12 protein-coding genes are annotated in these 12,222 nt (G+C 54.4%); 3 read left to right on the top strand and 9 right to left on the bottom strand.

What is annotated here, in order from left to right; translation table 11 throughout:
• A partial coding sequence (locus MED297_RS22365) for a protein-tyrosine phosphatase family protein (protein ID WP_008047678.1) occupies nt 1–398 on the bottom strand: 398 nt, incomplete at its 3' end.
• Nucleotides 399–629: 231 nt separating this feature from the next.
• On the opposite strand from MED297_RS22365, the gene MED297_RS18480 reads away from it, so the two are divergent.
• On the top strand, nt 630–1,310 hold the full coding sequence (locus tag MED297_RS18480; protein ID WP_008047677.1) for a nitroreductase family protein: 681 nt from the start codon (nt 630–632) through the stop codon (nt 1,308–1,310).
• Here MED297_RS18480 and MED297_RS18475 read toward each other — a convergent pair.
• From MED297_RS18475 to MED297_RS18440, 8 genes are all read right to left on the bottom strand, one after another.
• Nucleotides 1,295–2,428: a GGDEF domain-containing protein gene (locus MED297_RS18475; protein ID WP_008047669.1), complete on the bottom strand. Its 1,134-nt coding sequence runs from the start codon at nt 2,426–2,428 to the stop codon at nt 1,295–1,297. The genes MED297_RS18480 and MED297_RS18475 overlap by 16 nt on opposite strands.
• A 186-nt stretch (nt 2,429–2,614) precedes the next feature.
• Nucleotides 2,615–3,511 carry a DMT family transporter gene (locus MED297_RS18470; protein ID WP_008047668.1) on the bottom strand — a complete coding sequence of 299 codons (897 nt, stop codon included), beginning with the start codon at nt 3,509–3,511 and terminating at the stop codon, nt 2,615–2,617.
• 102 nt (nt 3,512–3,613) lie between these two features.
• Nucleotides 3,614–5,392 carry an alpha-amylase family protein gene (locus tag MED297_RS18465; protein ID WP_008047667.1) on the bottom strand — a complete coding sequence of 593 codons (1,779 nt, stop codon included), beginning with the start codon at nt 5,390–5,392 and terminating at the stop codon, nt 3,614–3,616.
• A gap of 174 nt (nt 5,393–5,566) precedes the next feature.
• The gene (locus MED297_RS18460; protein WP_008047665.1) at nt 5,567–6,247 is read right to left on the bottom strand and encodes a TIGR02466 family protein; all 681 of its coding nucleotides are present in this window, start codon (nt 6,245–6,247) and stop codon (nt 5,567–5,569) included.
• A 54-nt stretch (nt 6,248–6,301) separates the two neighbouring features.
• Nucleotides 6,302–7,348, bottom strand: coding sequence for a DUF1513 domain-containing protein (locus MED297_RS18455; protein ID WP_008047663.1), 1,047 nt, complete (start codon nt 7,346–7,348; stop codon nt 6,302–6,304).
• Nucleotides 7,338–8,198, bottom strand: coding sequence for a hypothetical protein (locus tag MED297_RS18450; protein WP_008047661.1), 861 nt, complete (start codon nt 8,196–8,198; stop codon nt 7,338–7,340). The genes MED297_RS18455 and MED297_RS18450 overlap by 11 nt, the downstream gene beginning before the upstream one ends.
• Before the next feature lie 26 nt (nt 8,199–8,224).
• Nucleotides 8,225–9,613, bottom strand: coding sequence for a di-heme oxidoreductase family protein (locus MED297_RS18445; protein ID WP_008047659.1), 1,389 nt, complete (start codon nt 9,611–9,613; stop codon nt 8,225–8,227).
• A gap of 81 nt (nt 9,614–9,694) precedes the next feature.
• On the bottom strand, nt 9,695–10,918 hold the full coding sequence (locus MED297_RS18440; protein WP_008047658.1) for an imelysin family protein: 1,224 nt from the start codon (nt 10,916–10,918) through the stop codon (nt 9,695–9,697).
• A 137-nt stretch (nt 10,919–11,055) separates the two neighbouring features.
• Between MED297_RS18440 and MED297_RS18435 the strand changes: the two genes are divergently transcribed.
• Together MED297_RS18435 and MED297_RS18430 are read left to right on the top strand one after the other, a co-directional pair.
• Nucleotides 11,056–11,394, top strand: a complete 339-nt coding sequence (locus MED297_RS18435) for a hypothetical protein (RefSeq protein WP_008047655.1) — start codon at nt 11,056–11,058, stop codon at nt 11,392–11,394.
• Nucleotides 11,395–11,534: 140 nt separating this feature from the next.
• On the top strand, nt 11,535–12,209 hold the full coding sequence (locus tag MED297_RS18430; protein ID WP_154651002.1) for a hypothetical protein: 675 nt from the start codon (nt 11,535–11,537) through the stop codon (nt 12,207–12,209).
• Nucleotides 12,210–12,222: the final 13 nt, after the last annotated feature.

Here is a 12,222-nt window from a genome sequence, read left to right as displayed (position 1 = left end):
TCCAGCGATTCGAACAGCGCTTTGGTTGCCTGCAGTTCCTTAAATGTCGGCATCCGGCGCGAGTACATTTTGTGGTTAATCAGTGTCAGACCGGACTGTTCGCAGGCTTCTTTCTCGAGTGCATAAGAGCCCCAGCGACTTGGGCCGCGCAGATTAACAATGGTACGAAAACCTCGACGCGCCAAGCGACGGATACGTCTTGGCGAAGGCTGATTACTGCGCCAGACACTGTGGGTCAGGGGGTGCAGGTTACTCCAGAACGCTCGGAGAAAGGCATGATCGCCCAGGTTTGCGTCTATGTGCGCAAACCATCGCTGACCCCGGCTCTGTATACCGTTGGCCCAGCGTTCCTGAGCCTGGATGTACAGGCGCTTCAGGAAAAAGGATTTTTTGGCCATGAATGTGTAACGTTAGAAATGAGCGCGTATTCTAGGGCCTGTTAACACTATTTGCATCCCTTCTGCCGAGTTTAAAACCATTCAAGACGAGGCTGGATTCGCGAATCGTGGTTTTCCACCTGAGCAAGGGAGAGCGGCGATGTGAATGATTTTAATTCGCCCTAAGGTTGCGTTAAGCCGACAAACGGAAGTGTGATCTCCTGATGATTAAAAAAACAAAAAAGGAAACCTATGAAAAACGCCTACGAGCCCATTCCTCTGAACTTTGAACGATTGACCCCGGACCTGATGGCGCAGCGCGCAGAAGCTTTTTATGCGTCGTTGAAACGACGGCGCACCGTGCGGGATTTTAGCGACGAACCGGTACCGGACGCGGTCGTTCGTAATGCCATTCTCACCGCCGGCACGGCGCCGAGTGGTGCCAATCAACAACCATGGCATTTCGTCGTGATCACTGACCCAGCCTTGAAACGCCGGATTCGCCTGGCCGCCGAAGAGGAAGAGCGGGCGTTTTATCAACAGCGAGCGTCCGAGGAGTGGTTGGACGCGCTTGCACCCCTGGGCACCGATGCCGAGAAGCCATTTCTGGAAACGGCTTCGCATCTGATTGTGATCTTCCTGAAAAAGTTTTCTTACGATGCTGAAGGGCAAAAGCAGAAAAACTATTACACCAGTGAATCGGTGGGCATTGCGACTGGGTTTCTGATCAGTGCGTTGCATCAGGCGTCCGTAGCAACACTGACGCACACACCTAGCCCGATGAAGTTTCTGAATAAGTTGCTGGACCGGCCAACGGATGAACGACCCTATATGATTTTGGTGGCAGGCTATCCGGCCGCTAACTGTCATGTTCCGACCATTGAGAAAAAACCGTTAGCGGAGATTGCCACCTTCATTCAGACGGGCGATTGAACGGAGTTCTCGGCCTCCGGACCCACGACGCAATTACGACCCTGTGATTTTGCCTGGTAGAGGCGGTTGTCCGCTTCTGCGATGGTGCTTTGATGATTCTCCAAATCCAGCATTTCGGCGATACCGAAACTCATGGTCGTGGTCAGCGGCGGTTGGTCACTGTTCAATGGATGCGACTCAATTATGGATCGGATTTTCTCCGCCAATTGCATGGCCTGCCTGGCGTTGGTTTCCGGAAGCAGAAACAAAAACTCTTCACCACCCCAGCGCGCAATGGAGTCCTGTTGGCGAACGGAGTCCTGCAGTAACTGACTGACCTGAATCAGAACGGTATCACCCGTGTCATGGCCATAGTGATCATTGATTTCCTTAAAATGATCAAGATCCGCCAGAATGAAGGTGATCGGTTGGTTGTTGCGCTGCGACCGACGCACTTCATAACGGATACGCTCGCGCATGCCCCGGCGGTTAAGCAGGTGGGTAAGCGTGTCCTGGCTGGCTTGGCGTTCAAAGTCCTGTTTCAGTTCATTCAGTTTCTGATAAGAACTTTGGCGTGACTGTTCATAGACAGCGGCCAGAAAGGTGAGCGTTAAAAAGGAGTACAACAGTCGGGTTTTGAACTCGTAACTGTAGTCAACCGCGCCCAGAGCATTGCCAGGGAAAAACACAATGATCAGATAGCCGAGTACAAACAGGGCGGTGATCATCATGCCGCGTTTCAGTCCGGACAGGAACATCACCACCGGTGGCAACAGATACACCCAAAGCGGACCGGTTTGATTGGCACCGCCGGCATAGACCAGGTACAGACATAAAACAAACAGCACCAACTGAACCAGGCGTGCAGCGAACAGGAAGGCACTCTGGTTACGTTTGATGCGCAGTTGAATATGAGCAAACAAAAAAAGCGCAAACGCAGTGAACAATGCCAGGGCCAGCCAGATATCCTGCGACAGGATGGCCTGTACACCAAGCAAAAACGAAATGCTGAAGCCGACCAGCGCAAACAGGTTTAATACAGAAATACGGCGAACCGTTTCGATATCAGTCTGTTCCGTGGTTCCGGCATGCATAAACCGTTCTATGAAACGCCACGATAAGGTTTTTAACGACTGCATTCGGTCTGTTATGCATGACTAAGTAGTTAAAATGAAGAATAGGACCGCGATGAACCGTGGTAAAGAATTTTGAACCAAATAGTCGGGAATTTCCCAAAAACCGTCGTGTTTTCTCAATAAATGCTGTTAAAACGATGGTTGAAAGTGACTGTCTAAGTTTTGTCTATGTTAGTTCGTTCGTTTGGCTCAGGAAGCGCTGGCTCGGGCGCGAGTATTGATGAATGCCCCGGCCAGAATCAACAGACCTCCGGAGAGTGTCCAGAGTGTTGGGCTTTCGGCAAAGAAAACCAGCCCTAATAAAACGGCAAAGAGCACTTGAATGTAACCGTAGGCGCTGACTTTGCCAGCGTTGTCAGAGGCCATGGCATGGGTCAGCGCCCATTGCCCGATCTGAACAAAAACGCCAATGAGTAACAGCATGCCAAACTGATAGAGCGTCGGCACAACAAACTCATCCCGTATCAGCAGCAGAAAGGCGGACACAGGAAAGGCAATCATCGGAAAGTACAGAATGATCACGGAGGCATCTTCCGTCTGACTCAGTTTACGCACGACAACATAAGCACAGGCGCTGGCAAAGGCGCCGGTCAGTGCCGCACTCAAGCTGAGCCAGGACATCTGTGCCGTTAACGTTGGTGTCCAGTTAGGTGCGGTAACCACCACCAATCCCAGAAAACTGAGCGCAATACAAAGAACGGTCGACAGATGAACGCGTTCTTTGAGAAAGATCAGCGCCAATATCGCAGTAAAGGTTGGGTGGGTGTATTGCAGCAGGGTTGCCTGTGCGATCGGTAAGGTGGTCACGGAATAGAACACAGCAATCAGTCCGACCGTGCCGAAAACACCACGCAAGGCCAGGAAACGACGGTTGTTCCCAAGCAGCGGCAGATGCTTACGACGAATGTCCAGATACGAAATGATCAGCGAAATCAGGGCACGGGCGGCGACAATCTCAAGGATTGGCAAACCCGTGGTACCGACGGCCTTTACGCAGGCGCTCATCAAGGCGAACCCCAGTGAGGACAGCAGCATGAATCGTGCACTTCTGGGCAGATGATTAAAAAGTGCGCTCAACTGATTCATTCTTTCCGACGTTCCTGACAAAAGGCTCGCGACTATAACACGACCCCTCGCTTGAAGTGTGCAGTCGCGAATGAGAATTTTTTACCGTGCTGTTTATGCAGATCAGTTGCTGATTTTAAACACCAGGCCGTTAAAACCCGGGCAGTGAATCGGCACCGTGGCTGCGCCATCATCAGACCAGCCAACCGGTACCTGAAGCCAGGACTCACCGATTTTTTCAAGCAAGATGGCACCTTTGGTCAATCCGGGGAGTTGTTGAACCCGCTCAGCAGGAAGGGTCAGTGTGCAGAAGGCATCGCGAAAATCGAAGTTGATGAACACCAGCAGCCAGTCGTCTCCGTGCTTGCGAATAAAGCTGTATTGGCGTTCGGTGTACCCGTCTTCCGGGTTGAGGTTGTCCTGATGAAGACTGATGAACTCACCCAGCAGGGCAGGCTCTTCGCCAGCCAGCGTCAGCAGCCGCTGATAGGCAGCGTCCAGATCCATCTGCCCGGGCGTTAACCCGCCGCCATCGAAACGCCCATTATTCATCCAGGCCTGATGTGCCGGCACGCCGGCGTAGTCAAAAATTGTCGTGCGACTGGCTTTGCCAAAGCCCAGATCCTGATCCGCTCTTTCGGCCTGTGCCTGGCCGAAATAGAGCATGACGGGACCCCGCCCGAGCAAAGCTGTGGCAATCATGGCCGGCCAGCCCCGCTCTCCGGATCCGGCAAATTCCGGGTGGGCTATGCGCTGCTCATCATGGTTTTCCAGAAAGCGCAGCAGATGCTCATCGATGTCGTCGAGTTTGGCTTGTTCGCCATCGAGTGCTCGACTGTCGGTGCGTTCCTGCACAATGGCTTTCAGCGTGTCATAGACATCCACTTTATCGTACAGATAGTCCATTTTGCCCCGGTACAGATAGTCCCGATAGCGGTCAGGTTGATAAACCTCGGCGATGACTTCGGCGTCTGGACGGTGCTGTTTTATGGCGGAGTTCATGTAACTCCAGAACTCGACCGGCACCAGCTCGGCCATATCGAAGCGAAAACCATCGACGCCAAAGTCCAGCCAGTACAGGGCAATGTCACGAAACTTAGTCCAGCTGTCGGGAACGTCTTTGTCCTGCCAGAAGTCAAAATGGGCCTGAACCGGCCGCTCAGCGTACTCGCCGGGTAACTCGGGAAAGTCGTGGGAGCCATCCGGGCGAACGCCGTAATTGATTTTGACCGTTTCAAACCAGTCATTCCAATGAGGTTGGGCTGTGCGGGCGCCGTTACCGGTCCATTTTGCGGGGATTTCCTGATAGGGCGCTCCCTGAAACTTACCACCCAATGGGGCAAAACCGTCGGGCGTGGCTGGAGGGGAAAACGCCTCTCCCGGTAGATAGTAAAAGTTATTGTCGCGGGCATAGTCGACCTGAGTGTCATCGTCTGCGCCAAAGTCGCGGACACCTTCCGGCGCACTGGTGCTCTGATAATGTCTGGCGACATGGTTTGGCACAATGTCGATGATGACCTTCATGCCGTGATGATGGGTGCGGTCGATCAGCGCTCGGAACTCTTCCAGTCGCTGTTCCGGATCATCGGCCAGATCTGGGTTGACGTTGTAATAATCTTTAACGGCGTAGGGAGATCCGGCCCGGCCTTTAACCACCTGGGGGTGATCGTCACTGATGCCGGAATAGTGACCAATCAGCGCATGGTGCGGAACGCCGGTGTACCAAAGATGTGTGGTGCCATAACCTCGGATGGCCTGCAGTGCCGTGTCGGTAAAATCAGAAAAACGACCGACACCATTTTGCTCTTTTGTACCCCAGGGGAGGTTGGCCGTCACCCTGTTGCCGAACAGCCGGGTAAACACCTGATACACAATCGGCCGGCCGTTTTTTTGAGTTCGCACGCGCAAGGTCCTTGATTCATTGTTTACCACGATTGTAGTGCACAAGGCCGGAAAAGCCGGGATTGAACTGCCGGTGCGGTTGATTTTGGGTTAGGGGTTACGGTCGTTCAGCGGTTTAAATGGTGCTTCGGTACCCTAGTCCATGAATGACTGTGAGTTAGCCATGTTCAGGGATCAAACGTGCAGATGAACCTGCGCATTAAAGGCAATAACGATCCGGTCCTGTTGACCGAAATAAGGTAACGCCGAGTGTTTCAGGTAAGAGGGGAACAGAATGACCTGGCCTTCTTTCGGCTCCATATCGTAGACCCCGTGTGCATTGAGATAGGCGGTACCGGCATCCTGATAATGTTCGGCGTTGACCCTCGGATCGTAAAACCGGTTCAAGCCACTGCGGGAATGAAAGTCCGAATCGCCCGGTTCCAGATAATAGATGCCACACCAGGAACAGTTTGGATGACTGTGCGCATCATGAAAGCCGCCCTGTCGGGTAATGTGATACCAGCTTTCGATGATCTCGGCCTGTGCTTCAGCATCGCCCGGCCAGTGCGCTTCGTTGACGTCGCTGGCAACAGTTAAAATCAGCTCTTCCAGGAAGTGTTTCAGTGTCTGAATATCGGGCTGGTCTCGCTCCAGAAACCCCAGATCACTTTCCGCCAGACCACCCTTGGCAGCCTCGGCGACTTGACTGTTGACGCCGAACCCGGCTTGCTCAGCGTCGGCATAAATAGCCGTTAGCAGCGGTTCTTTCAGCAGCTCATGATAGGGCTGGCTGGCCACAAACAACGGTGTGGACCAGGTGTCGATGGCGTCAATTTCCGGCGCGTCGGAATAAACGGTGGGTGTTTGAGTCATAGCACAGGTCCGTTGAGTGGTGATCAAGACTCAATCATACCACTGTGTGTTTACTCAGCCGACCGTCAGGTGGTTGTCCCAGATGATGCGCGTCTGTATCGAAGGCTCAGTATCACGCCAGAGCTGTCCGGTTCCACTGGCCGCAAACGCCTGCTGTTCGATCGACGTCAGCGCGCAAAGGTCGTGCTGCAAAACCTGGGTCGTCATTGAGAGCGATGACCGGTCAAACACTCCCAGCCAATGAGCTCGGGGACTGCTGGCAAGAATACGCGCACCGCAGGCGTGAATACTGCCGATGTAGCCCTGCAGACGGTCCCAGAGCAAGTTGGGTACCTGAAAAGGGGTCATCGTGTTATTGCGAATGCTCAGCAACAGTGGCTCAGAAGGTTCGTCTAACGCCTGATTCTGCCCGGCAACCAAGATCTGCCCGGTGTTGTCGACGGTGAGATGTCGCCAACTGACAAAATGGGTGTCCGGCCAATAGGCGGCTTCGATGGCCAGGGTGTTGGGGTTGAGCACGAGGACCCCGGATTGAATGGTATCGCGGTTCAGAACGGTGCGACCCTCGGTTTTCAGGCCGCCGATGGCGAGCACCAGTTGCCCCTGTTTAAAGACGATTTCATGTGGTCCTAAATAGTCAAAAGGCCGCTCCCCTGTCCGTGCGAGCTGGCGCTCGTTCAACGTGTAGATTTGCAGGCGGGTCTGCGAGTTGTGTGCATCGCTGGCGGACACGACTAAACGGTTCCCGATCCAGGCCGCGTGACCGTTGAGATGAATAGCCGGGTCAACGGCCAGTTGCTGCAATAACTGACCAGTGCTAACATCAAACAACACCAGATAATGGCCCGGACGTCGGGCGATGGCGACACCTAAACCGTTGTCTGGATGAACAACGACATCATGTCCCCGATCCGGCAATGGCAGTTGCCAATGCAGGCGGCCGTCCGTCGAGATGGCGCTGACGGCATAGTGGTCGGTATCCAGTCGGCTGGCGCCAATCAACAATGTTGGGTCAGTTTCAGCGGCCTGCAAACCGGGCAGGGCTGTGCACAATGTCGTACCGACGCTGGCTTGAATAAATTGTCGTCGGTTAATCGCCATCGAAGTTATTAAACCCGATAAAAATGTTCAACGACGGTGCCAGTGTATCCTCAACGTAACCGGCCAATGCTTCGGCGGCCTGGTTCCACTGTGCGATCTCGGCGCGAGGGGTGTCGATGCTCAGTCGCGGTCGGCTCTGCCATTCCTCTATCTTTAATTGCAGTTCCGGGTTTTGCTCGCTAAATAGCTGCATCAGTTCGAGGCTTTGTTGAATCAGCGCGTTCGCAATGTCAGGCCCTGTCTCAGAGCGCCAGGCCGGTGCCAGTACCCACAGGGTTCGATCTTCACGGCTGATGATTTCTTTGAGAATGGCGTGCAGCGTCAGCGCCGTCCCGTGCAACGCGGTTAGCTGCTCTGCGGTGCCAAAGGTGTAGAACTGTTGCAACTTGGCCAGTTCGTCCGTCTGTTTAACCTGATAGTCTGCGATGGCGTTTAACCAGGGGCAGTGGGAAAGGGGGGTGGCGTCGGTCAGTATCAGTTCAATCGCGGACAGGGATGTAACCGAGCTGGGTAAGGCCGACCAGTCAGTCGCGTCTGGAGGGGTGGTCAGCGCTGTTTGAACCTGGCGTTTTAACCGATCTTTGGGGTCTGGCCAAAACACAAAACGATGGTCAGTCTGCAAAAACTCGCTGGCAGGTAACTGCAACGCCTGAACGGTCATCCACTGGGTGGCAGCGTTGCGAAAGGCGTTCAGGTCGGGTGGTGTTCCTTGCTGACAGCGCTGTGCAATGGTTTCCTGCAACACCGTCTGAGCGGCCACTAACGCTTCAACGCGTGACTGATCGATGGATTGCGCGGCGACCGACGCGGCGCTTAAGCAAAGCACTGTCAGGGGTATCCAGAACTTCATGGTGGTGTGTCTCCTCAGGCCGGGCGTCAAAGTGAGTTCAGAAAATCGAGTAGCGACTGACGGTCTTTCGCAGTCAGGTTCACAAAGGCATCCCGACTGTCTTTGGCCTCGCCGCCGTGCCAGAGAATGGCTGCTTCGAGGCTTTGCGCGCGACCGTCGTGTAGCAGGGCAATCTGGTCGTTGACTTCCATGAGATAGCCGAGCCCCCAAAGCGGCGGCGTGCGCCACTCGCGACCATCGGCCAGAAACTCAGCACGGTGATCCGCTAGCTCCTCACCCATGTCGTGTAGCAGCAAGTCGGTAAACGGATGGAACGTCTGTTCTGACAGGGCTGGCAAGGTTGGCATTACCGGGGTCGAAAAAGTGCTGACATGGCAGGCTTCACAGCCGAGCTCGGTAAAGGTTGCGCGACCATTGAGGACGGACTCTGATTGCGCCTGTCGTTGAATGGGCACCGCCAGATGCTGAGTATAAAAAGTGACAGCGTCGAGCACATCGTTCTGCAGTTCCTTTTCCGGGGCGGTATCGCCGCTGGGGGCATTGCGACAATCCATCTGCGCGGTCGTGCAGTCATCTGCCTCGAACAATTCACTGGTGATGCCGATGTCGCCGTTGAAGGCGCCGGCGTTTTGTTGCCGCAGCGTAGGCATGCCGGCTTTCCAGCCAAACCGACCAAGCACGGTGCGTTGTTCTGAAACATCCCAAACCCGATTGGCCCGTCCGGAGATACCGTCGTTGTTGGCATCATCCGGGTCGGCATTCGCCAAGATAGCCGCTTCAGGTATCTGTTCCAGCAACCCCAGCCCGATCATCTGCGGAGCAATGCGTGCCGATTGCTCGAACTCTTCATGGAATGGGCCGTACGCCAGTTCGGTGATACGGAAATCCGGTGCTCGCAGGGTGACACGCTGACCATCGGGGTATTCGAACTCACGGGGCCGCCACTCCACTTCAATACGTCCTTCGGCATCCACCCCGGGAATGGCGCGATCCTGTAACTGACCGCCATAGTTGGGTTCCGGTAGCGGGCCATACAGCTGTTGTTGTGTTCGCTCTGCATCGGTCTTAGGCGTCACAGAGAGGCGAATCAGCATCGACATGGCATCGTCCTCGGCATCCAGTGGCGCATGGCCGCGGCCGTCCCGAATGTGACAGTTCTGGCAACCGTTGGTGTTAAACAGCGGCCCCAGACCGTCCCGGGCGGTTGTCGATGACGGTGCAATGACCCAGGGGTTGCGAAAAAAAGAATTTCCCACGCTGAAGTCCACGCGTTTCATCAACGGCAGGTTCGCCGCCGGTTGGCTGAATGCGGCCGTTCCGGTTTGTTTGGTCGTGGTGTGCCCGCCGGTCAGCGGCAGCTCAGCAAATGCGGTGCAACACAACAGGCCGGTGAGGATAAGTGGGAAAACTTTCATGTCGGAGTACCAGAATCAAAAAGGGGGTATCGAAACCCGAAAAGGGGCCAATGGGCCCCTTGTTTTAGCCAAGTTGTCAGATCAGAACGCGTGGCCGGCATCGTCCGGCGTCAGTTGCTCAATACCCAGCGCCAGTGCCATGCTTTCAATAGCGGCGGTTTCCTCGACCAGTCGATTAATGGCGTCATTTAACAGTGCCGCGCCGCTGGTGTTGCCAGGTGCGATCATCTGATCGAACGCTTCACCGTTTTCTGCCCGCGTTACCATCGCTGCCATGGATTGCTGCGTGGCTGCAAAAGCCCGGTCAGCGTCAGCGATCAGGTCCGCATGACCGTTAACCAGCAGCAGGTCGCGTAAGCCGACAACACGAGTGGTTTCACCATCGGCGTTGGTATACGAACCAAAGTACAGGTTAGCGACGCCCTTCGCATTGTAATAGTGAGAGTTGTGGGTGTTGTCAGAAAAGCAGTCGTGCTCATCTTCAGTGGAGTTAGCCGTCAGCGCTACCTTGATGCGTTCACCCGCCAGTTCTCCCAGTGCGAGCGAGCCCATGCCAAAGAGCATTTTATTGAGTACGGTCTGTTCGTCTTCCTGCAGCAGTTGCTGACGGTAGTCACCGTCCGGTGCCCACTGTGCCACCATGTATTCCAGATCTTCGACCAGCAGTTCAGCGGCGGCTTCCAGATATTGGCCGCGTCGTTTGCAGTTCTCATTGGTGCAATCGTTGCCTTTAGCATAATCGGTCCACGGTCGTTCACCGGCACCAGCCTGATGTCCGTTCAGATCCTGACCCCAGAGCAGAAACTCAATGGCGTGATAGCCGGTAGCGACGTTGGCTTCTGAGCCGCCAAACTCATTCAGCGAGGCCAGGGTTTCTGGTTTTAATCGGGAAACTTTAAGATCGCCAACGCGTTTGTTGGCAACCAGATTAGCGGTACCGCCGTCGTTACCCAGTTCGAACTCATAGGCACGGTCGTCAACGTAGTCAATCAGGCCCTCATCCAGTGGCCAGGCATTCAACTGACCTTCCCAGTCATCGACCACGGCGTTACCGAACCGGAACACTTCCGACTGTTGATACGATGGACGGGCCTCCAGCCAGGCTGCTTTGGCTGCCGCCAATGCCTCAGCGGATGGATGGTCGACCAGGTTTTCAATGGTTGATTGGAGCGCTTCGGCGGTCTGCAGAGCATCCGCGTAATTGGTGTAGGCGATGTCGGTGTAACCCTCGACAACATCCTGTGAAGTGATTTCTGCGTGTGCGACACCGGCAGCAAGCAATGTCACGGCAATCAGGTGTTTCATAAAACCATCCTTTGATAATGAATCTCATTTGTGTATGAGATTAGATATTAAATGAGACTCGTTTGCAACATTGTATTGGCATCTGATTAACCTCAGTCCTCGTAAATCGCTGGTGAGTTTTTGACGAGGAGAAACCGATGGGGTTTCGGCTGTTGTTTGCAGGTCTGGGCGTAGGCTTGTCGCTCTGGCTGGTGGGTATCCTGGTGTTTGGCAATCCGTATCCGGAGTTCTCGGCTCAGGGTGCAGCCATGATGGATATGGTTTGGGGGCGAATCTCACTGATCGATCTATATGCCGGCTTTTTTGTCGGCATCGCTCTGGTCTGGTTCCTGGAGCCGAAAGCTTGGGTTCGCTGGTTGATCACCCTAGCAACGCCATTGCTGGGGAATCCGGTGCTGGCGCTGTGGCTGGTGGTGCGCTACCGGCATTTGTTGACACTGAGCCGACACCTTCTGAGAGAAGTTTCAGAGCGTTAATGGCGCTACCTGCTCTCCGCACGCGTGATTGAGTTTCACCATGAATCGTGGCTAACTGCTGTTCATCAACTGAACCCTGTTGCCTTATGATCACGACCACCGCGATACTCGCCAAGTTGCCTCCAGCTGAAAGAGTCTACGTGCGAAATACCGCTTTGAAGGTCGAAGCGGTGTTTCCGACGCAACTTGTTGGCGTCTACCTGTTCGGCTCAGCCAGTTATGGGCAGTATGTGCCGGGCGTTAGCGATCTCGATATTCAAGCGGTCATAGAACCTTCGGTCAGTGATGAGCAGCTTGCGCCGTTGGTGGAAGCATTGCTGCACCGAAATCATCCCTGTCCGGCGACCAAACTTGAGTTTGTTTTACATACGCGTAAACAACTGATGTCGGTACCGTCCAGCCCGTATCGACTTAACCTGAATACGGGTCCGACAATTGACGATCACGTCAGTATGGATGCGGGTGAGGATCCATCTCATTGGTTTGTACTCGACATTGCCATCGGTCGGACTCGTGCACTTCCGCTGCTGGGGAAAATGCCGCCCGAGCGGGTGTTCCCTGCGATCACGTCTGAGCAAATTGCACAGGCGATGATTGAATGTCTTGCGTGGTTCGCTGAACATTTTCCAGAATCCGAGGCTTATGCTCAGTGCCTGATGCGTTGCTATGTGTTCGCCAGACATGGCGAACTGGTGTCAAAAAAGGACGCCGCCGTGATAGCAAAAAAAGAACGGGCGACCGACATCTTTAGTGACCGTGGTGCGATTACTCGATTGCATAACGAGGTTGTGCTGGCACTCGATCAATCAGGTTGAGCGCAAACTTACT

This window comes from Reinekea blandensis MED297, from assembly GCF_000153185.1.
Taxonomy (GTDB): Bacteria; Pseudomonadota; Gammaproteobacteria; order Pseudomonadales; family Natronospirillaceae; genus Reinekea; species Reinekea blandensis.
This window is presented reverse-complemented; position numbering and strand designations above follow the sequence as displayed.

Bases quoted from the DNA above. Each gene is read 5' to 3' on its own strand.
- MED297_RS18455 (WP_008047663.1), bottom strand. From the start codon at position 7,348: ATGGCGATTAACCGACGACAATTTATTCAAGCCAGCGTCGGTACGACA.
- MED297_RS18450 (WP_008047661.1), bottom strand. From the start codon at position 8,198: ATGAAGTTCTGGATACCCCTGACAGTGCTTTGCTTAAGCGCCGCGTCG.
- MED297_RS18460 (WP_008047665.1), bottom strand. From the start codon at position 6,247: ATGACTCAAACACCCACCGTTTATTCCGACGCGCCGGAAATTGACGCC.
- MED297_RS18435 (WP_008047655.1), top strand. From the start codon at position 11,056: ATGGGGTTTCGGCTGTTGTTTGCAGGTCTGGGCGTAGGCTTGTCGCTC.
- MED297_RS18440 (WP_008047658.1), bottom strand. From the start codon at position 10,918: ATGAAACACCTGATTGCCGTGACATTGCTTGCTGCCGGTGTCGCACAC.
- MED297_RS18470 (WP_008047668.1), bottom strand. From the start codon at position 3,511: ATGAATCAGTTGAGCGCACTTTTTAATCATCTGCCCAGAAGTGCACGA.
- MED297_RS18475 (WP_008047669.1), bottom strand. From the start codon at position 2,428: ATGCAGTCGTTAAAAACCTTATCGTGGCGTTTCATAGAACGGTTTATG.
- MED297_RS18480 (WP_008047677.1), top strand. From the start codon at position 630: ATGAAAAACGCCTACGAGCCCATTCCTCTGAACTTTGAACGATTGACC.
- MED297_RS18445 (WP_008047659.1), bottom strand. From the start codon at position 9,613: ATGAAAGTTTTCCCACTTATCCTCACCGGCCTGTTGTGTTGCACCGCA.